At 34.0% G+C, this 20,023-nt stretch carries 17 protein-coding genes, 2 pseudogenes and 1 riboswitch; of the genes and pseudogenes, 14 read left to right on the forward strand and 5 right to left on the reverse strand.

Annotated elements, in window-relative coordinates:
• The gene (locus E4N80_RS12265; protein ID WP_253699452.1) at positions 1–1,050 is read left to right on the forward strand and encodes an alpha/beta hydrolase family protein; all 1,050 of its coding nucleotides are present in this window, start codon (positions 1–3) and stop codon (positions 1,048–1,050) included.
• Between the two features lie 76 nt (positions 1,051–1,126).
• Positions 1,127–3,976 (forward strand): hypothetical protein, encoded by a 2,850-nt coding sequence (locus E4N80_RS12270; protein ID WP_253699453.1) that lies wholly within the window; start codon positions 1,127–1,129, stop codon positions 3,974–3,976.
• Between the two features lie 53 nt (positions 3,977–4,029).
• Here E4N80_RS12270 and E4N80_RS12275 read toward each other — a convergent pair whose 3' ends face one another.
• From E4N80_RS12275 to E4N80_RS12285, 3 genes are read right to left on the reverse strand one after another with little or no spacing between them, the layout of a single operon-like run.
• Entirely contained in the window at positions 4,030–5,307 is a 1,278-nt protein-coding gene (locus tag E4N80_RS12275) for a glycosyltransferase family 4 protein (RefSeq protein WP_253699454.1), read from the reverse strand.
• A complete protein-coding gene (locus E4N80_RS12280; RefSeq protein ID WP_253699455.1) occupies positions 5,304–6,254 on the reverse strand; it encodes an ABC transporter ATP-binding protein in 951 nt (316 codons plus the stop codon). The genes E4N80_RS12275 and E4N80_RS12280 overlap by 4 nt, the downstream gene beginning before the upstream one ends.
• Positions 6,255–6,276: 22 nt before the next feature.
• Positions 6,277–7,896: an ABC transporter permease gene (locus E4N80_RS12285; RefSeq protein ID WP_253699456.1), complete on the reverse strand. Its 1,620-nt coding sequence runs from the start codon at positions 7,894–7,896 to the stop codon at positions 6,277–6,279.
• A 79-nt stretch (positions 7,897–7,975) separates the two neighbouring features.
• Between E4N80_RS12285 and E4N80_RS13005 the strand changes: the two are divergent.
• The 7 genes and pseudogenes from E4N80_RS13005 to E4N80_RS12310 form a co-directional block, all read left to right on the forward strand.
• A pseudogene (locus E4N80_RS13005) lies at positions 7,976–8,224 on the forward strand (hypothetical protein); the annotation flags it as partial.
• Positions 8,225–8,339: 115 nt separating this feature from the next.
• Positions 8,340–8,525, forward strand: a pseudogene (locus E4N80_RS13010) (hypothetical protein); the annotation flags it as partial.
• A gap of 234 nt (positions 8,526–8,759) precedes the next feature.
• A riboswitch (adenosylcobalamin (AdoCbl) riboswitch) is annotated at positions 8,760–8,900 on the forward strand.
• Positions 8,901–9,000: 100 nt separating this feature from the next.
• Positions 9,001–10,563: an ABC transporter substrate-binding protein gene (locus E4N80_RS12290; protein ID WP_253699457.1), complete on the forward strand. Its 1,563-nt coding sequence runs from the start codon at positions 9,001–9,003 to the stop codon at positions 10,561–10,563.
• Positions 10,560–11,498 (forward strand): ABC transporter permease, encoded by a 939-nt coding sequence (locus E4N80_RS12295; RefSeq protein ID WP_253699458.1) that lies wholly within the window; start codon positions 10,560–10,562, stop codon positions 11,496–11,498. The genes E4N80_RS12290 and E4N80_RS12295 overlap by 4 nt, the downstream gene beginning before the upstream one ends.
• Positions 11,495–12,325 carry an ABC transporter permease gene (locus tag E4N80_RS12300; RefSeq protein WP_253699459.1) on the forward strand — a complete coding sequence of 277 codons (831 nt, stop codon included), beginning with the start codon at positions 11,495–11,497 and terminating at the stop codon, positions 12,323–12,325. The genes E4N80_RS12295 and E4N80_RS12300 overlap by 4 nt, the downstream gene beginning before the upstream one ends.
• Entirely contained in the window at positions 12,325–13,149 is an 825-nt protein-coding gene (locus tag E4N80_RS12305; protein WP_253701068.1) for an ATP-binding cassette domain-containing protein, read from the forward strand. Before E4N80_RS12300 ends, E4N80_RS12305 begins: the two co-directional genes overlap by 1 nt.
• On the forward strand, positions 13,133–13,915 hold the full coding sequence (locus E4N80_RS12310) for an ABC transporter ATP-binding protein (protein ID WP_253699460.1): 783 nt from the start codon (positions 13,133–13,135) through the stop codon (positions 13,913–13,915). The genes E4N80_RS12305 and E4N80_RS12310 overlap by 17 nt, the downstream gene beginning before the upstream one ends.
• 55 nt (positions 13,916–13,970) lie before the next feature.
• Here E4N80_RS12310 and E4N80_RS12315 read toward each other — a convergent pair whose 3' ends face one another.
• Together E4N80_RS12315 and E4N80_RS12320 are read right to left on the reverse strand one after the other, a co-directional pair.
• Complete coding sequence (locus E4N80_RS12315) at positions 13,971–14,987, reverse strand: ABC transporter substrate-binding protein (RefSeq protein ID WP_253699461.1); 1,017 nt, start codon at positions 14,985–14,987, stop codon at positions 13,971–13,973.
• 413 nt (positions 14,988–15,400) lie between these two features.
• Positions 15,401–16,048, reverse strand: coding sequence for a TetR/AcrR family transcriptional regulator (locus E4N80_RS12320; RefSeq protein WP_253699462.1), 648 nt, complete (start codon positions 16,046–16,048; stop codon positions 15,401–15,403).
• 196 nt (positions 16,049–16,244) lie between these two features.
• On the opposite strand from E4N80_RS12320, the gene E4N80_RS12325 reads away from it, so the two are divergent.
• The 5 genes from E4N80_RS12325 (at position 16,245) to E4N80_RS12345 (ending at position 20,020) form a co-directional block, all read left to right on the forward strand.
• Positions 16,245–16,766, forward strand: coding sequence for an ABC transporter permease (locus tag E4N80_RS12325; protein WP_253699463.1), 522 nt, complete (start codon positions 16,245–16,247; stop codon positions 16,764–16,766).
• A 70-nt stretch (positions 16,767–16,836) separates the two neighbouring features.
• Positions 16,837–17,208 carry an ABC transporter permease gene (locus tag E4N80_RS12330; protein WP_253701069.1) on the forward strand — a complete coding sequence of 124 codons (372 nt, stop codon included), beginning with the start codon at positions 16,837–16,839 and terminating at the stop codon, positions 17,206–17,208.
• A 12-nt stretch (positions 17,209–17,220) separates the two neighbouring features.
• Positions 17,221–18,075, forward strand: a complete 855-nt coding sequence (locus E4N80_RS12335; protein WP_253692447.1) for an ABC transporter permease — start codon at positions 17,221–17,223, stop codon at positions 18,073–18,075.
• 2 nt (positions 18,076–18,077) lie between these two features.
• Positions 18,078–19,046 carry an ABC transporter ATP-binding protein gene (locus E4N80_RS12340; protein WP_253699464.1) on the forward strand — a complete coding sequence of 323 codons (969 nt, stop codon included), beginning with the start codon at positions 18,078–18,080 and terminating at the stop codon, positions 19,044–19,046.
• Complete coding sequence (locus E4N80_RS12345) at positions 19,043–20,020, forward strand: oligopeptide/dipeptide ABC transporter ATP-binding protein (protein ID WP_253692445.1); 978 nt, start codon at positions 19,043–19,045, stop codon at positions 20,018–20,020. The genes E4N80_RS12340 and E4N80_RS12345 overlap by 4 nt, the downstream gene beginning before the upstream one ends.
• The last annotated feature ends 3 nt before the right edge of the window (positions 20,021–20,023 follow it).

The raw sequence follows: 20,023 nt of genomic DNA on the forward strand, positions 1-20,023 counted from the left end.
ATGAAAGTAAAAAGAAAATTGATTTTATGGATAACAGCTGTTGTGTTTGTTCTTTTTATTTTGCCTATGGGTATTGCTTACTTTATCTATTGTGATACTTTCGGTTTAAGATATACAACTTCTTCCTATATGAAGCGGCAGGTAGAAGAATTTGAAGGATTGAAATTAAAAAAATATTTTTTTACTTCAAATAAGGGACAAAAACTTACTGCGTATAAATATTACAAAGAAGACAGCGGTTATAAGGGGCTTATAATAATAGCTCACGGATTTGGGGGCGGCGGGCATAATTCCTATATGGATGTTGCAGATTACTTGGCAGGAAGCGGGTATTTGGTGTTTTCTTATGATGCTACAGGAAATGATGAAAGTGAAGGAAGCGGAGTCGGAGGCTTGCCTCAGGGGATTATCGATCTTGACTATGCAATCAGGTTTGTAAAAGAAAATGAAGAATTTAAAAATTTACCGATTATGCTTTTCGGACACAGTTGGGGCGGTTATTCCGTTGGAAGTGTTTTAAATTTACATAAGGACATAGCGGCGGTTGTGACAGTTTCGGGTTTTAACTCTTCTATCGGTATGATAATAGATAATGGAGGAGACTTTATCGGGAAATGGATTAACTTTTTTATGCCCTATTTTTCGTTGATAGAAAAAATAAAATTCGGGAAATATGCAAATTATTCTTGCATAAAGGGATTCGAAAATTCCGATACAAAAATAATGGTTATTCACAGTTCTGATGATGATACCGTTTCTTTTGAAAATAATTATAAACGGTTTTATAAAAAATTCGGAAACAATAGCCGATTTACTTTTATCGAGTATGATAATAGAGGACATAGTTATTTGTATTATACTGATGAAGCTAGAAGTTACGGTAAAAAACTCAGCGAAGATTTTACAAGTTTTAAAAAATCTTTGCAATTAGAAATTACACCTGAAATACGAGCCGAGTATTTTAAAAAACATCTGGACAAAAAACAATTTTTTGAAGTTGATAAAAGACCACTAGACAAAATAGTATTTTTTTATGATAATAACCGTTAAATTTAGATCTTTTAATCTTTTTTAACTATATTATGTGTTTTTTAATCTAAATATTTTATTTTTGGAGGCAGATTTTATGTATAAAAAAATCTTAACTTTTTTATTGTTAAGCACTTTAATTTTATTATTTTTTAGTGCTTGTCCTACAGGTTTAAGTCAAAACAAGACTCCCGAGCAAAACAGCGGCGGAAATGATGTAACGATTAAACCGGCGGAAAAGGGTGTAATAAAAGGCTCTCTCAAATATGCTGGAGCCCTCTTAATTGCAGGTGTTGAGCTGTACAAAGAAGAAGGAGAATACTGGAAAAATATTGAATTTACAATTTCGAAAGTTACGGATGGTTCATTTAAATTTGAAAATCTGGAAAAAGGAAAATACCTTATAAAATTTACCGGGACATTATCTACTCCTGCTTCTCTTGGGCCCTTTATACAGTGGTATAACGGCAAAAGCAGCTTTGATGCTAATATTATTAATATTACCGATGAAAAAGGTGCTGATTTGGGGCTTATCACAATTTTAAAAAAATCTGTTCTTAGCGTACAGATGCCAAAACGCGCACTTAGCCCTACTAATCCGAAAGATGTAAAATATACGGTTTCCATCTTAAACGACAAAAAAGAGCTTCTTGCTAAGCAAAGTTTTAACATAGGTAAAAAATCTTCTATGAATCCCACAATGGAATACTTAACTGATCAGGGTTCTTATTATGTCAAGTTTTCTTATGAGGGCATTAATGAAAACACAAAGGAATATTATGACCTTTGGCTTAAAGAAGAAGCAGGACATACGCCTGAAAATCCAGCCTATACAGTAACAATAAAGGAAGGAGAAGCTTGTAAGGTAAATTTAGAGGGCATAAAACTAATTCAACCCTATCATCCCAAGGGAGATATTAAGGGAATTTTGCAACAGCATGATGGTTCCTCAATGAAAGCTATAAGCACTGAATATAAGGATATTCGCTTGACTGATGTTTTTTTAGGGGAAAAGCGTATACTTGAGTATAAAACCTATGTCTCCAATCAATCAACCGGGACTGCTATTTTAAGCTGCTACTATAAAAACGATGGGACTGCCGTTTTTTCTAAAGATGAGGCAAGTATTATAACCTATGAAGGTGAGGGAAGTGAAACTATAACATATACATTTAAATATCCCGAAGCTAAAACAGTTAACTTTACCATGAAGCACAAGGCCGATAACTCAAATTTTACAACTCCATGGAAGTTTAAAGATGTTGGAAAAAATTATAGAAGTCTAGTAAAAATGGCCGACTCTCAAGGCCAAATTTTATATACTATAAGGACCTTTGAACATGAACAGGCTGTAAAATTTAAAGCTTTTATGCCTATTGGTCATAAATTTGCTTTTAAGTACTTTGAAGGCTATAGGCCCGAAAAACCTGGAAACATTTATCCTAACGAATTCTGGATAGGTAAACAGATAGACGATAGTTTTGATGATAGCTGTATTATGACTATTGAATCTTCAGAAGCCAACTATGATTTGTGGTATCCTGATGTAAAGATACAATATGCTCCCCCTCCCTATGGAGGCCATTATAATGTATTTTTTTTGAAGAATAAAGAGGACGGAAAACCTGTACGAATTCCTAACGGCAACACAGTTTTAGCTCGTGAATATTTTGTAAACATAAAGCATGAGCCAGAGAAACATGCTACAATTGCAGCTACATCACCTGAGCTTTGGATGTCTGAAAGGGATAAATTCTCTTTAAATAAAGCGGATGGTCAAAAGATAAGGTTTAACATGGGCGAAGAAACCATCAATATAGCATATCCTGATACAGCTCAGTCCGTGCTTAACTTAAAAGTCAATGACATCTATGGAGACTATTTGGGACACATAGGTACGGTTGAATTATATAAGGATCAAAAAGAGACTCCTTTTTTAAGCCTATCCTTAAATAAGGACTTTTCTTTTAAACATCTACCGCAGGGCTCCTATTATATAAAATTAACACATATCGATACCTATCATGGATATGAATTTTGGTATGATAAAAAACTTAATAAAGGGGAAGCAAAGCCTATTGAGCTTAACGGAACTAACTCAGAGAATTTAACGGTGAATAGACCATATGCTGAGCTCAGTATAAAAAATGCGGGCTTAATGATTCGAGGCTCTGAGTATGATAATGGTTTTTGGATTGCCCGTTTATTTAAAGAAGATACAGACTTTAACTCTTCCGACTTTAGATATGACCACGGAATAGCCTTTGGAGCAAAGGTTGAGACAAATCAATATACTCCGGTGAATGAATTATATTTGGCTAAAGATAGTAATTTCCTGCCTTTCGATTCACAGAAACACGGACGAATATTCCCCGGAAAATACTATCTCGGTTTCTATGTAGGCCAAAGATTTAAAAATAAGGCTAAGCCCTTTAAATGGTTAAAGATGAACGGGGCTGTTGCAAGCCTTACTGATAATTTTGAAGAGGCTTCCTTAATAGATTTTGCTGTTGATGAAAAAAAGGAATTATCACCAACAGAGCTATTCCCTCAAGAAAAACGTGATCGATATTTTAAAATTACAATAAAGGGGGAGGGTACGACTAGTATTCCAAACATTGGTTCAAAAAAACTGAGGTTTTATGTTCCAAGCAAACAGAATCCCGATAATGATTTTTTTGTTGAATCAAAGGAAACTCTCAATACTAATGGATCTGCCAAGGAAAAGGTTTATCACCCTGCCTTTGTAATATCTGATAAGTGGCTTTTGGCTATTGAACACAGTGGAAAAATGTACTATTTTAAGGGGACTCAGAAACAAACCCCTGTAAATGATTTTACGGGAGAACTTACAACCGAAAGGTCTGAAGCTTATGAGTTTGAGCCGAACTTTTCTGGGGTCAGTTATTATGAGGTAACCATCTCGAACTGGAAGATTCTAAAATAATCTTCGCCGATAAAAATTAACCGAAGCTCTATGAAAAGAGCTTCGGTTTTTTGTTATATATCCTTAATCTCCTTCTCAACCCTATCAATGATGCTGTCCCAAGAATGTTTTTTTATTTCTGCCGAAACAGGGGAATAAAAATCTTTTTGAGATTTAAGTCTTTCCATTTGAAGCATTATTTTTTCGGCAAGGGCCTTGACAAAGGCGGGCTTATCTTCTTCGTATGCTTTGTCTACATCATAGATGCGAGGAAGTTTGACAAATTCGATAATGCCGCTTGTGTTGATTTTTTCGCCGAGAAGGTTTATAAGTCCTTCAATTTCTGTCGTAACCGTAAAAAGGCCGCAGGCTAAGGCTTCAACGGCGACAAGGCCTAAGGCTTCATAGTATGAAGGCAAAATAAAAATATCGTTTTGTTTTAAAATTTTACACATACATATTTGAGATGAAGCATTTACTATTTTTAAATTTTCGCTGTAACCGGCATTTTTTAAAAGAATGTTTTTTTGTTCTTCTGTTGCATTTCCTATCAAAGTCAATTCCGTATTAGGATATTTTTTTAAAATAAGCGGAAGAGTTTTTGCAAGTTCAAACACTCCCTTTGAATCGGATATCTTTCCTGCATAGCAAAGCTTGAATGTTCCGTCAAAGATATGTCTATCCTTATCGTTAAAAATATCGGGGTTAAAGCCTCCTCCTGCCAATTTAATTTTTTTAGGCGGTGCCGAAAAAATAGTTTGCACTTCGTTAATATCCTTAGGGCTTACGGTAAAATATAAATCGAGCTTGTCCAAGTTTTGTATGTACCGTGTCTTTATCCAAGGATTTTTTTTAATCTGCCTTATATCCGTACCGTGACTTATGCCTATTATTTTTTTGCCGGAAAATATTTTTTTTACCAAAGAGGTTAAAATAAAAAGATGATGACTTATAATGACATCGGGGTTAAATTTTTCTCTTGCACGGAGAAGAGTTTTTTCAAAAACCGAAATCCATTTTTGATACATCTCATCATTCATTTCGGAATAAACGGTTGAGGTATAGGGCATTATATCGCTCATTCCTGCAATCGGAAAGGGGAGGTCTGCATTAAAAACGGTTTTTTCTTCTTGTTCATAAGCGGATAAAAATTTAATGGGATATTCTTTTACGCTTCCCTGTAATTCATCGGGTAAAGATTCATTAAAAGTTTTTTCGGCAAAGGGAAGCTGTGTGCCGTAAAGAACCGCATTTTCATGTCCTTTTTTTATCATTCCTTCGACGAGGGTGCTAAAATAAACCCCGCTTCCTGTTTTCATCGGTAATTGTGCAAGGCAGTGAAGTATCTTCAATTTAAATTCTCCCTATTGTATTTGATATAAACCTTTTCATTCTTTTGATAATTGAAGTCATTGTTTAAAACAATGGCCTTTAATTCTTTTTCTTTAGTTTTAAGAAAGAGTTCTATTATTTCGCCCTTAAAAATAATATTGATAATTTGGGCTTCTTCAAAATCTTCCGTATCTTCTTCCGGTAAAGATTTAAATACTTTTATCTTTTCAGGTCTGATATATGAATTTTCTATTTTATTGTTTGCACCGATAAAGTCAAGAGCAAATTCGTTTGCAGGTTGATTATAAAGAGATTCGGCCGTTCCTTCCTGAATAATTTCTCCATTGCTCATCAAAATAATTTTGTCGGCAATTTCAAATGCTTCACTTTGATCATGGGTAACAAAAATTGTAGTGATATTAAATTCTTTTTGAATTTGTTTTATTTCTTTACGCATATTGATTCTAAGCTTTGCATCCAAGTTGCTTAAAGGTTCGTCCAACAAAAGAAGTTTGGGTCTTATAATCAAACTGCGTGCAAGAGCAACCCTCTGCTGTTCTCCGCCTGAAAGTTCGCTTATGTGTTTTTTTTCATAACCAGATAAGCCCATTGTTTTTATCATCTTCATTCCGGCTTCAACTCGTTCAGCCTTAGGCATCTTTTTAAATTTTAGACCGTAAATAATATTCGATAAAACATTCATGTGAGGAAAAAGCCCATAGGATTGAAAGACAGTAGAAACATTTCTATTTTCAGGCGGATCATTTGTAATTTCTTTACCATCAAGAATTATCTTTCCGCTGTCAGGTTTTAAAAAACCTCCTATCGATTTTAATACCGTACTTTTTCCGCAGCCGGACGGTCCTAAAAGACAGAGGAGCTTTCCTCTTTCAAGGTTAAATCTTATATTTTTTACCGCATTTTTTTCTTTATATGTTTTTGTTAGGTTTGTTAATTCCAAATACATAAAACCTCCGGCATTTTAAAAATTATTTTTTCTTTAAAACTAAAAAGTAAATTAAATTTACAATTAAACAAATTATAATTATAAGCAAGGCAATTACCGAGCCTATTTCATAATAACCGCTTTGAATTACATCGAACATAACAAGGGTTAAAACTTTTTGACTCGGATATACCAAAAAAATAATTGAACCTATTGTAGTCATAGTCGTTGTAAACCCATTGATAAAAGAAACGCTTAGAGCATTTTTACTTAAAGGAATAACGGCATCGGTAATTTCATTTATCCTTTTACCGCCTAAATCTCTGATTGAATTTAAAGTGTCGATGTTTATTTCTTCCATTGCCGCATTTCCTATCTTTGTAGAAAATGGCAGCTGTTTAAATAGTATATTTAAAACAACTATTGCTGCCGTTCCTGTAAACATTAATGGTTTTGAATTAAAGGCCAATAAATAACCGAGCCCGAAAAAAGTTCCCGGAATTATATAGGGAAGAGTTGCAACAAAATCTACAGCCTGCATTAACTTTATTTTTCTTATTTGTTTATAATAAGCGATAAGTAAACCGATTATGCTCCCCCCGCCTGCAGCGATAAGACTGTAGGCTATACTCCTTATAACCGTGCTTGTGATATGATCTCTTGTTTCTAAAATATTTGCAAAGGTAAAAATCATTTTCCCTTTTTTCATTTTTGTAAATGCGGATAATATAATAGAAGAATATTGAATGCTTATCCATAATAAAAAGAAAACGGCAATTATGCTTATAAGATAAAAAAGAATTCCCTGCCTTTTTATTTCAATTTCCGAGGAGGCCGTACCGTGTGAAGATATGGAAATATTTTTAAAACTTTTTTGATAAAGAATAAAAATAATAATTGCAGGAATTAAAAGAAGTACATTTATTGCGGAAGCCTTACCTAAGTTGCCTTGAGCTATTACCGCAAAATAGCTTTCGGTTGCAAGCACATTAAAAGAGCCTCCTATGATTGCAGGAGTTCCGAAATCCGATAAACTTCGCAAAAAAGTTAAGAGCATAACCGATTTGATTGCAGGAAAAAGAAACGGCAGAATTATATCGATAATCAGGCGGTTTGTCTTTGCTCCGAGGTTGCGGGCACTATCTAATTGGGACCTCTCCAAATTATTTAAAAAACCGATTAAGATTAAAGCCGCTAAAGAAAAATTACTTAAAGACTGCATCAGCACAATACCGGTAATTCCGTACGGACTTTTTGAAATACCTAAAAGATAATAAGAAACAAGACCCCTCCTTCCAAAGAGGTTTATATAACTGAGAGCTGTTACAAAGGGCGGGCTTATCATCGTTACAGCTAAAATTAAAAAAATAAGGCGTTTTATTTTTTTAGGCATCAGATAAGAAAACAGGGCCGTGGTTATCCCTGCGATTGCCGTTAAAACCGTCGTATAAAATCCTACCGATAAGGAATTTTTTAAAAGATGAAGATGATTTTTAAACACATCTTCAAAAAGCTCAAAGCTAAGGCTTCCGTTTATAACAAGACTTTCTTTAAATACATAAAAAAAAGGCATAGCTATAAATATAAAAATACCTAAAATTAAGCTTAGTATGAGGATATAGTCTATAACGCCGTTATAATTTCTTTTAAGTTGCTGTTTCATTAAATTATCCTATAAGTCTATATTATTTTTAATAAATTTACTAGTATATGGTATGGAATAAATTTGAGGTGATTGATAGCAGACTAAGTATGAGCAAATATTTTCTACACGGAATGATAATAAAATTACGGAAGCTAAAATCATTGCGTTAATGAAAGAAAAAATGAATGGTTATCTTAAAAATTCATCGCATTGTGCGTATGAATGGATGATATATGATGAATCATATAAACAGCAAAACAAATGGGAGTTGCGGATAATGAAACTCTCTAAACCGAATTTTACAGGCTATGATATATGGTTTTATTTTTCTAACGGGGTGTTTTTATTCGTGCGGAGGGTTTAATACCCCGACGCTCTGCGGCGTAATAAAGGGTATTAAAGCCGACTGCAACCACCTTATAAGAACAACATACCCCGATGCTCTGCGTCGGGGTTGTTGATTAAGATTTGCCGATGACCGATTTTTATCTACCGTATTTGAAATAGGAGCTAGTGCAAAACCTATAAATACGGATACGGAAGACAATATAGTAAATGCCTTATTAGACTGTCAATTGTCATCAAGAAAAATGTGGATAAAACACGGATTAAAACCGAAAGGATTTTTTCCGATGAAATCTGAATAGAAGAAGAAACATTTATGGACTTTGAAACATACATTGATAATACCATAAAAGAAATGAGCAGACAAAAGTAAATATAGCGATATCTTTATTGTATTTTTGAATTTTTACTACATTTTTTATAACCAAATATATTACATGATGTATATGGACATATGAAAACCATCTTGAATATATAAAGAAAATATAATAAAATACCAATTAAGAGTAAAATAATAGTTTATTCAGGTATTTATAAGCTGAGTAAATTTTTCTTTCATCTTTAAGAGGGAATTGAGTTAAAATCTCAAGCGGTCACGCCACCGTGAAGACTTTTGTCTAAGCCGGGTCGCTCGATGAAAGAAATGCACCGGTACGAGGGATGCCGCTGCAAGAAGTGTTAGTCCAAATATGCCCACAGTGAAATTGGTTAACCATCATTTTTTGTAGTGCCAGTCTTTTCTATAACAAGTGTTATTATTATACTCAAATAATTTTTGTGAGGGAAAAGATGACGCGTAGAAGTTTAGTTGTTTTTTTAAGTCTTATTGTTTTGTTGGTTTTTACCGCTTGTGGTGATTCTAACAAAACTATGAAGCAAGACGCGATGGTTCACTCGGAAAATGATCCGATTGTAATTGCTAGTGCAAGGGATGTAGGAAGAGGAAATAAGGATCCCTATTGGACAAATCTTAATTTGTATGTATGGGAGCCGCTGATTGGTGAAAATGACGCAGGTGAAATTATTCCTGTTTTAGCTGTTTCATGGAAAAGATCCGATGATGCAAAAAAATGGACATTTGAGTTGAGAAAAGGTGTTAAATTCACAGATGGAACGCTTTTTACCTCTGATGTTGTAGTAAAGAATTTTGAACGCTGGAAAAAAATAAGCCCTGCCTCTTCAACATTTTTTACATTGGATATTAATAAAACCTATCCTGATTTTTTACAAATTAATGCATTAAGTGATTATTCTTTTGAACTGATTTTTGATAAGCCCATTCCCATGTTGCCTTATGCTATGTTAAATTGGGGTAGTCCTATGGTTAGCCCGCTTTGTTTTGATGAAGATAGCGGTATTTTTAATAAGCCTGTAGTAGGCACAGGACAATTTAAAATTGTAGAGCACCAACCGAATGCTTTTACAATGCTGGAATGTAATGATGATTATTGGGGAGTCAAAGCTAAGACTAAATATATTAAAATACGCATGATACCTGAACATGATACACGAATAGCTGCTCTGAGATCCGGAGAAATACAAGGTGTATATGACAATAAAGCTATCCAGCCTTTAGCATGTAAAGAATTAGAAAAAGAAGGTTTTAACATATCCTCAAAGTTGTCGGCAAATATTCATTACCTTCAAGTAAATAACGGAAAATTTCCATTTAATGATGTACGAATGAAGCAGGCTATAAGTTTAGCTGTAGATAGAGAAACATTATTAAATCAAGTGTATGGAGGCTACGGAAAACTAAGCAATAATGTTTTGTCTCCTTTTTCTCAATTTCATTATGATACAATGGTTCCTAGGGATATAAAAAGAGCAAAGGAGTTAGCGGCAGAAGTCTTAAAAGGAAAAACGATTGATATTTCATTAATCACGGTAGAGCAGTACAGTGTAGATGCCCAATTAATTGCAGAAAATCTAAAAGAGATCGGTTTAAATATTCATATTGAAATTATGGATTATCCTTCACAGAAAGAGAGAAGAAAATCAGGACAATATGATATGGTCATTTCATTTAGAGGAATGGATAATGCAAATCCCGAAACAATGTTATATTCTTTTATGGGTAAAGACGGCAAAGATAATTTGAACTACGGTTTAAATTTTTCTGATGATGAAATTTCTGAATTGCTTGATATTCTAAATAAAACATATGAAGAAGAAAATCGAAATGAGTTATATAAGAAAATACAAATTCTTTCATCAGAAAAATTACCCATTATTACTTTATTCGGTGTAGATACCACTGTTGCTTCAAGTCCGGATATTGAAGGCTATGAAGCAAAATGGACAGGAGTTACTCTTTTTGATACTCATTGGAAAAAATGATTAAATTCATATTTAAGCGTTTGTTGGCTGTAATTCCGGTTTTTTTCGGAATTACAGTACTGGCATTTAGTTTAACTATCATTATGCCCGGCGATCCTGCCGAGATTGTATTAACGGCAGGAGGGGCATATCAGCCGACTGAAGAACAAATAGAAATAAAACGAAAAGAGATGGGTTTAGAAGATCCTTTTGTTGTACAGTATATCCGTTGGATAGGAAATGCAATAAAAGGTGATTTTGGTATTTCTTTGCAAACAGGAATGCCCGTAACTCAAGAATTATTGGAACGGGTTCCAAGAACTTTCTCCTTAGCCGGATGGTCGATTATTTTTTCAATTTGTTTAGGTATTCCATTTGGCGTTATTATGGCAATTAAAAAGTACGGTTTTTTTGATGAAGCCGGAAGTTTTTTTGCAATTCTTTTCATTTCTTTGCCGTCTTTTTGGTTATCAATCCTATTAATTGGTATCTTCTCGGAATACTTACGCTTGCTGCCGACAAGCGGCTTCGGCACATGGCAGCATTTGATTTTACCGGGAACGGTACTTTCGTTGAGCTCTATAGGTAGTATTGCAAGATTGACTCGGGCGGAAATTTTAAATCACATGGGGCGTGAATATATTTTTACTGCAAGGTCAAAGGGAATTTCAGAATTGAAAGTTTTTTTTGTTCATGCCTTAAAGAATGCTATTTTACCGGTTATTGCATTAATAGGGAATAATTTTGGTGCTATACTTGGCGGTTCAGTTATAATAGAAAATATTTTTGCTGTAAACGGAATTGGGCAATATGTTGTTACAGCAATCAGTTTTAGAGATTTTCCGGCTGTTTCAGGATATACAGCCATTACCGGTACTATCTATGTTTTTGTACACATAGTAGTAGACATTCTATCCTATTATGTAAATCCAAAATTAAGAGAGGATGCAGCATGAAAAAATTTCATGATATTTGGGTTTTCTTTTTTATGATTAGTGCATTTATATTAGTTCTTTTAGGTATTTCTTGTAAGATTTTACCTCTTCAAGATCCTTTCCAAACCGATATGACAAAATCTTTACAGTATCCGTCAATAAACAATCTCTTTGGAACTGATATTTTAGGACGGGATATTTTTTCTAGAGTTTTATACGGAATTCAAGTTTCTGTAGTGCTTTCTATGATAACTACTATTTTATCGGTATGTGTAGGATTATTAATTGGTCTGACAGCCGGATATTTTGGAGGCATTCCGGATACCATTATTACTATTTTTACCAGTATCTTTCAAGGTTTGCCTGCTACAATTATCATGATAACCGTTGCGGCAATGATGGGAGGCGGTTATTATGCTCTTCTTTTTTCGATGGTAATAACATCATGGACAGGATTTTCAAGAATTGTCAGAGGAGAAGTATTAAAGTTAAAAACGGCAGATTATATTATTGTAGGAAAATCTATGGGCGCAAGTAATATAAGGATTATCTTTTATTATATTTTTCCTGCTGTTTGTCATAATTTAATTATTGTTTTTGCCCAAAGAATTGCTGCTTTTATTTTATCGATAGCAGGCTTAAGTTATTTGGGATTAGGAATCCATCCGCCTACTCCCGATTTAGGAGGGATGATTAATGAGGCGCGAAATTATTATAGAAGCCAGCCGATGACAATTATTGCCCCGGGAGCTGTATTGCTTATGATTTCTCTTGGTATTAATTACTTTGCTGAATGGCTTAGAGAAAATTTCTTTTTTAAACAATCTATAAAAAAAGGAGAAAGTTGATGGGGGATATTTGTATACAAAATTTAAGAGTTTCATTTAATGGTTCTCCTAATAAATTTGTTGTAAACAATATTTCATTAACACTAAAAAAAGGACTTATTACCGGATTAGTAGGAGAATCCGGCTCAGGTAAATCGATCCTAGGAATGGCTATTTTAGGATTAAATCCTCCCGATGCTAAAGTCGAAGGAGAGATTTTATATGAAAATGTTAATCTTGCGAAAGCCGATTTTTCAACTTTAAAATGTATCAGAGGGAAACATATAGGTTTAATTCCGCAAAGTCCGCTTTTGTCCATGAATCCTGTGTTGCAGAATTATTATCAAGTTGAAGAATTTTTAAAAACGCATACCTTATTGACAAAACCGGAAAGAAAAGAAAAGATTTATAAAATGATGAAAAAATTCGGACTGGAATATCCTGAAAAAATTTTTTATAAATATCCTTTTCAATTAAGCGGCGGTCTTCGCCAACGTGTAATTTCACTTTTTGGAACAATTTTAGAACCTGAATGGATTATCGCAGATGAACCGACCAAAGGTTTGGATGCCGTTTTACGCAGACAAGTCTTTCAATCTTTAAAAGAGGTTAGTAAAAAAAGTTCTTTACTTGTTATTACGCATGATATGTTTTTTGCAAAATCAATTTGTGATTATCTGTTTATTTTTAAAGAAGGTAAGGTTATCGAACATGGCTCTTCTAAAGAAATTTTTTATAATCCTAAAGAAGAATATACTAAACAGTTATTGGATAGTATTCCAAGAAAAATTTATAAAATGGAATATCGAAATGAGAGGGTAAAACAAAATGCTTCTCAGTGCTAAAAATATTACTAAATCCTATCATACCGCTTTTTTTACATCTTCCTCACATTACGCTGTTCGGAATGTTTCATTTTCTTTATCGCATAATGAAACATTGGGAATTGTCGGAGAATCTGGTTCCGGTAAAACAACCTTAGGGAATATATTACTTGGATTAACAGCACCCGATTCAGGGGAACTTATAATGCATAATGAAAAAGTAAATTTTAAAAATAGAAAATATAGAAAAGATTACCTTCGAAAAGTACAGATGGTCAGCCAGCATCCTGAAGCAAGCTTAATTCCCCATCAGACAATTTTTCAAAATTTAATGGAGCCTTTTAAAATTCACGGTATTTCAAATAAGGGCATAAAAGAAATAAGTTCTGCTTTTGAATTAGTTCATCTAACAAATTCCTTACTTAACCGTTATCCTAACGAAATCAGCGGAGGTGAAGCTCAAAGAGTGTCTATTGCAAGGGCATTGCTTTTAAATCCCGAAATTTTGATTTTAGATGAACCGACATCAATGTTGGATTCGTTAACTCAAAAAAAAATAATGGATCTTTTTCAAGATATTCAAAATGAAACGGAAATTTCTTATATTTTTATTACTCATGATTTAGATATTGCCCGCTATTTTACTGATTCGGTTCTTATTTTAAAAGATGGTAATGTTATGGAATATGGAAAAACAGAACAAATTTTAGAAAACCCTAAAAGTGAATATGGAAGCTATCTTGTAAATACCTTTGATTTTTTAAGAACCTCGGTTTGTACTGATTGATTATACTTAAAATTTAAGAAAATCAACCAGTACCCTTTGTTTTTTAATAAGACTTTTACATTTTCGGTCTTAACGAAGCAAATTTATCTAAGATTCTTTGCCTGTCTTTTCCGAAGCTGCTTAAATCTTCCTTTATTAGCTTATCTTTCGGCAAGCCTAATGAAAGCCCCTTAATGCCCGGCTTTACAATTTGAGCGGAATCTTTTCCGTCAAGCCTTGCGATAATTTCCTGGGCTTCTTTTGTAAGCATAAAATCAATAAAAGCCTTTGCCGCATCGAGATTCGTACATGATTTAAAGATAGCTGTTCCTTCCGGTACCCACGGAATTCCATCTTCGGGATATACTACAGTCAGGTTTTTATCGTCGGCAAGTTTAAAAGCCTTTCCATCGGTGGGAATAATGCCAACTGCAAATTCGCCTTGAGCCGTTTTTTCTTGAGGATCCTTTCCTCTCTTTCCCAAAAAAGGAATATTTGCGTTTAACTTTTTCCAAAAATCCCAGCCTTTTTCTTCACCGAAAAGATCGAGTAAGCCTTTTACCGCTCCGTAGTTTGTACCCGAAATTGCAGGGTCGCTCATAATAACTTCTCCCTTGTATTTGGGGTCGGCGAGCTCTGCCCATGTTTTGGGCATGGGAAGTTTTTTCTCGGCTAAGACATCCTTGTTTCCGATAAAACCTACAACGGTGATTCCTTTTGCAATCCAAGCTCCGTCAGGGTCCTTATATTGAGCCGGAATATCCTTTGAGTTGGGAGAAACATAGTTTTCCAAAAGTCCGTCGGTCTTTGCCGCCATAAAGGCATCCAGTCCGCCTCCGAACCAAACATCGGCCATAGATTTTCCTTCTGCCCTTGTTCTTGCTAAAACCTCTCCGCTCGACATCGAAAGAAATTCAACTTTTACATTTGTCTTTGCAGTAAATGCATCAAAGAGTTCCTTGTAAGCACTTGTTGCAACCACATTCAATGTTTTTCCTGAAAGGTCCTTCGATTCTTTTTCGGAAGAACCAGCTGCAAACACAAGGGTACTTGCAAGCAATAAAAATAGTGCAGCAAAAATAATTTTTTTCATTTTGCCCTCCAAAATTATGATTAGATATTTCAAGATACTATGATATTGCAAAAGAGTCAATATAAATTTTAATAAATTTATAAATTTTATAATATATCTATTGATTTTTTATTTTTTATGTAGGATTTATGTAAATATCTTATTCTATTCTTGCTATTTTTACGGCCGTATTCCTGATATAGTATTCATTGCTCCGAAAGCGGCAAGTGAATTGTGTAAGTTATTTAATTAGTATGCGCTAGCGTACATGCAATAAAGTAAGTTTGCATTGTGGAAAACATCGCGAGATTTTATAGGAATGTTTTATTTTATTTCTTTCATATCAGCTGTAGTCGTCGGAACAATTCTTTTTGCTGGCAGATAAGCAGCAAGGCGCAAATACTGACGAACTGTTAGCATACCACATGATATTTTTATAAAATAATCTCACTTTTTATTACATTTTTAGAATATTTTTGCTTATAATATTTTTCGGATAATATACCCGGTAAAATTACCGTTTGATAATAAGTTGTTTTTCTACTAAAGAAATCTTTCTTATCCATGATTTTATTCTCTTTTATGTATAACATAAAACTGAACATTAACGTAATTATTATATGGTATGCTATATTTGCCTTAATATTCGGATTAAGCTGCGACTTTTGCTGCATTTCGATAAGCTCATCAAGAATTGAGCGATAAAGCTGTTTCGCATGTCCTTTAAAATAAAATCTATACAATACTTCTTCGGGAACATTCAACCATGAAGAACTGAAATCTATCTCTTCCTGAGTCAAAATTTCATGCAGATCAAGCAGTTTCGCCGGATAAAAAAAAGACGCATTCCGTCTTTTTTCCTCGTCAAAAATTTTCTTTTCTATCTCAGAGAAGAAAAATAGGTACATTTCCGCCTTATCATCAAAATATTTATAAAAACTACCTATGGATATATCCATTTCTTTTACTAAATCTCTTATTGAAATAGATTCATAATCTTTTTTTATAAACACATTATATATAATTTTACGTAATCTTTCTTTTCGTTCGCCGGATAATTTAAAAAAAGTAGATTTAGGCATTTTTGAGATTCTCCAATAATTAATATACTATTACCATCAACAATATTGTATAATAATTAAAAAGAAAAAGCAATATTTTTTATTTTTTTGTTGACAACCATTTAAAGCCATGTTATACTTTTATTAAAAGTGAACGTGTTCACTATACATTATAGGTATGTAACTATTTTAAGATTTTTCTGTGTAGGGAGGCTTAATGAAAAACTATATTTTAAAAAGAAGTTTTTCCGCTTTTATAACGATTATTGTCGTTTTTACCATTAATTTTATAATTATTAATATTGCTCCCGGCAATCCCATTAAGACTATGATGGGAAAAGAAACCGATAATATTGAACAAACTAAAGCTCTTGAAGAAAAATATGGCTTAAACAAGCCCCTATATGAGCAATATTTCCGATATTTAAAAAATATGTCAACAGGAGATTTAGGAATTTCAATTATATACAATAAACCCGTTTCAAAAATGATTTTAGAGAAAATAGGACCTACAATCCTTCTTGTACTTACAGCTGCAGTTATATCGCTTCTTCTTGGTACGGCTATGGGAATAGTCGCTGCTCGAAAAGAAGGTGGTTTTATTGATGTAAGCTTATCGGGTATAAACTATGTTTTAAACGCTTTACCGTCTTTTTGGCTGGCATTAATGCTGATTATTTTATTTTCTACAAAATTGAAATGGCTGCCGACATTCGGAATGACCGACCCCAGAGGCTGAGTATTCAGGAATTAAATATGTAAAAGATGTAATTGTCCACTTAATTTTACCTATAACAACTTTAGTATTAATAGAACTTCCGCTATATTTCAGAATTGCAAAATCTTCAGTTCTACAAGTAACAAATGAAGATTTTGTTATGACATTAAGGGCTGTTGGAATGAGTGAAAAGAAGATTTTTAGAAAATATATTTTTAAAAATGCAATTTTACCTACAATTACTGTTTTCGGCATATCTTTGGCATATTTAATTACAGGTGTAGCTCTTATCGAAATTGTTTTTGCATGGCCGGGAACGGGAAGGCTTGTATTGAATGCCATTAATCAAAGAGATTATCCCGTTTTAATGGGTATTTATCTCATTATGAGTATTGCAATCGCTGTTATGATGATGGTTGTAGATATTGTGTATGCAATAGTAGATCCCAGAATCAGGTATTAAGGGAGATGAATTATGAAAATCGAAAAAATACGGGAACTGTGTAAAGCTTCTTATTCCGATAAGCAAATGCGGTTGGGTCTAATCTGTCTTTTCGTACTGTTGGTAATCATAGCATTTGCATCTCAGATTACAAATTTTAATCCTTATGAGTATGGAGATGATATTCTATCCGGCTTAGGAGAAAATGGGCATATTTTAGGAACCAACCATATGGGGCAAGATGTTTTCAGTATGATTGTTTACGGAACAGCGACATCATTAAAAGTTGCGGTCATTTCAGCCTTAATATCGGGAATCCTCGGCGTAATAATCGGCGGGATAGCAGGATTTTTTGGAGGAAAAGTAGATCAAATAATATCCGAATGTATAAATATTTTTATGATGCTCCCCACTTTCTTTTTAATTCTATTGATTATAGCTCTTTTCGGGAGCAGCATTTATAATGTAATGGTGGTTATCGGAATTACAACATGGCCGAGTAATGCAAAATTAATGCGAGCTCAAGCCCTTTCGATACGCGAACGCACATATGTTAAGTCGGCAAAAGCTCTCGGAGAAAATAACAGGCAAATTTTATTTAAATATATTATTCCGAATGGCATCTTTCCCGTAATTGCGAACACTACGGTCGGAATGTCTAATGCTATTTTAACTGAAGCAGGTCTTTCTTTTTTAGGATTGGGAGATCCGAATATTATCTCATGGGGGCAAATGATATATCAGGGAAAGCCGTATATCACAACTGCATGGTGGATATCTACATTTGCAGGGATAGGGATCGTAGTAACGGTAACTACATTTTATCTTTTAGGTGACGGATTAAATCACATCCTAAATCCGAAAAACATATCAAGCGGAGGCAGGTAAACATGGGAACCGTTTTAAATGTAGAAAAAATAAATATAACATACAAAAACAAACATAAAAATGTCTATGCTGTAAAAGATATTTCGTTTATGCTGAATAAAGGAGATTCGCTTGGGATTGTAGGTGAATCCGGTTCCGGCAAGTCTACATTAGCTATGGGGCTTTTAAAGTTATTACCCGCCCGCAGTACAGCTATTACAGGACGCGTCGAATTCGATAAAAAAAATTTATTGGAATTAACTGACCGGCAATATAACGAACTGCGATGGAAAGAAATCTCTGTCGTGTTTCAAAAATCAATGAATGCATTAAGTCCTGTGCATAGAATCAGCGTACAAATAGAAGATATTTACCGCGTCCATTATCCAGATGCTCCGTCTCAGAAAATTAAAGAGAGGGCATTGTATTTATTTTCACTGGTTAATCTTTCCAGCCGTGTTTATAATTTATATCCTCATGAGCTAAGCGGCGGAATGCTGCAGCGCATATCGATTGCAATCAGTCTATTGTTTTCGCCTAAACTCTTAATTTTAGATGAAGCTACGACGGCTCTGGACACGGTTACACAGGGACAAATATTGGATGAAATAGTTAAGCTTGAAGCCGAAATGAATATGACCCGTATTATGATTACTCATGATATAAGTGTTGTTTCGCAATCATGTAATAAAGTAGGAATTATGTATGCAGGAGAATTAATGGAAATAGGAGCTACGGAAACCGTTTTAAAATATCCGAAACATCCTTATACCAAAGCGCTTATAGAATCCTTTCCCTCCTTGTACGGAGAAAAAAAACCGCTTAAATCCATAGAAGGCTTTATACCCGATTTATCGCAGCAATACAAAGGATGCATCTTTGCTCCGCGTTGTAAGAATGCAATGGATATATGCAAATCCCATAAACCTCAGAAAACCGAATTTAAAGACGGGGATGTGTATTGTCATCTTTACAAGGAGGCGGCAAAATGAAAGAATTTATCAGTATTCAAAATATAAAAAAATTTTATCCGGTAAAAAAAGGAAAATCATTATTTACAAAAAGCCGTTCATTTGTTAAAGCCCTTGATAATATCAACTTGGAATTAAAACAAGGTGAAATTTTGGGTTTAATCGGCGAAAGCGGCTGCGGAAAGTCTACATTAGGAAGAATATTAAGCCGCTTGGAAGAGCCGACGGACGGCGATGTATATATAGATGGACTTTCAACAAAGCAGATAATGAAAAACGACTCTAAAGGTTTTAGAAGATTAGTGCAAATTATATTTCAAAACCCGTATGATTCCTTTACACCGAAAAATACCATAGAAGAAATATTATTGCGTCCGTTAAAAATACACAATATTGCAGAAAATGATGCTGAAAGAAAAAAGATTCTCATAACGGAATTGGAAAACGGAGGATTACATCCTGCAGCCGATTTTTTAAAACGGTATCCTCATCAATTATCGGGCGGTCAATTACAAAGAATTTCGATTATACGCGCAATGCTATTAAAACCGCAATTTATAATTGCCGATGAACCCGTTTCAATGCTGGATGTATCGGTTAGGGCAGATATTATAAATATGCTTCTTAATTTAAAAAAGCAATATAATGCAACTATTGTCTTTATCAGTCATGATATAAGTTTAACACGGTATATTTCGGATAAAATTGCTGTTATGTACTTAGGGCGTATTGTAGAATATGGAGATGCTGATGATATAATCAAAAATCCCAAACATCCGTATACAAAAGTTTTAATATCAAACTGCGGTTCGTCCGACCCTACGGAAAAAACCGAAAAAATTTTTATACAAGGAGAGCCGCCAACTCCGATTGACCCAAAAGATATGTGTTATTTTGCACCGAGGTGTTTTATGGCGACGGATGAATGTTTCGGTTCTTATCCGGACACTAAAAAATTGTATGAAGGGCACAGTGCTGCTTGTCATAAATTATAAATA

It is taken from the genome of Treponema denticola, from assembly GCF_024181605.1.
In the GTDB taxonomy this organism is placed as follows: Bacteria; Spirochaetota; Spirochaetia; order Treponematales; family Treponemataceae; genus Treponema_B; species Treponema_B denticola_B.

Bases quoted from the DNA above. Each gene is read 5' to 3' on its own strand.
- E4N80_RS12265 (WP_253699452.1), top strand. From the start codon at position 1: ATGAAAGTAAAAAGAAAATTGATTTTATGGATAACAGCTGTTGTGTTT.
- E4N80_RS12270 (WP_253699453.1), top strand. From the start codon at position 1,127: ATGTATAAAAAAATCTTAACTTTTTTATTGTTAAGCACTTTAATTTTA.
- E4N80_RS12280 (WP_253699455.1), bottom strand. From the start codon at position 6,254: ATGTATTTGGAATTAACAAACCTAACAAAAACATATAAAGAAAAAAAT.
- E4N80_RS12285 (WP_253699456.1), bottom strand. From the start codon at position 7,896: ATGAAACAGCAACTTAAAAGAAATTATAACGGCGTTATAGACTATATC.
- E4N80_RS12295 (WP_253699458.1), top strand. From the start codon at position 10,560: ATGATTAAATTCATATTTAAGCGTTTGTTGGCTGTAATTCCGGTTTTT.
- E4N80_RS12300 (WP_253699459.1), top strand. From the start codon at position 11,495: ATGAAAAAATTTCATGATATTTGGGTTTTCTTTTTTATGATTAGTGCA.
- E4N80_RS12305 (WP_253701068.1), top strand. From the start codon at position 12,325: ATGGGGGATATTTGTATACAAAATTTAAGAGTTTCATTTAATGGTTCT.
- E4N80_RS12310 (WP_253699460.1), top strand. From the start codon at position 13,133: ATGCTTCTCAGTGCTAAAAATATTACTAAATCCTATCATACCGCTTTT.
- E4N80_RS12315 (WP_253699461.1), bottom strand. From the start codon at position 14,987: ATGAAAAAAATTATTTTTGCTGCACTATTTTTATTGCTTGCAAGTACC.
- E4N80_RS12320 (WP_253699462.1), bottom strand. From the start codon at position 16,048: ATGCCTAAATCTACTTTTTTTAAATTATCCGGCGAACGAAAAGAAAGA.
- E4N80_RS12325 (WP_253699463.1), top strand. From the start codon at position 16,245: ATGAAAAACTATATTTTAAAAAGAAGTTTTTCCGCTTTTATAACGATT.
- E4N80_RS12335 (WP_253692447.1), top strand. From the start codon at position 17,221: ATGAAAATCGAAAAAATACGGGAACTGTGTAAAGCTTCTTATTCCGAT.
- E4N80_RS12340 (WP_253699464.1), top strand. From the start codon at position 18,078: ATGGGAACCGTTTTAAATGTAGAAAAAATAAATATAACATACAAAAAC.
- E4N80_RS12345 (WP_253692445.1), top strand. From the start codon at position 19,043: ATGAAAGAATTTATCAGTATTCAAAATATAAAAAAATTTTATCCGGTA.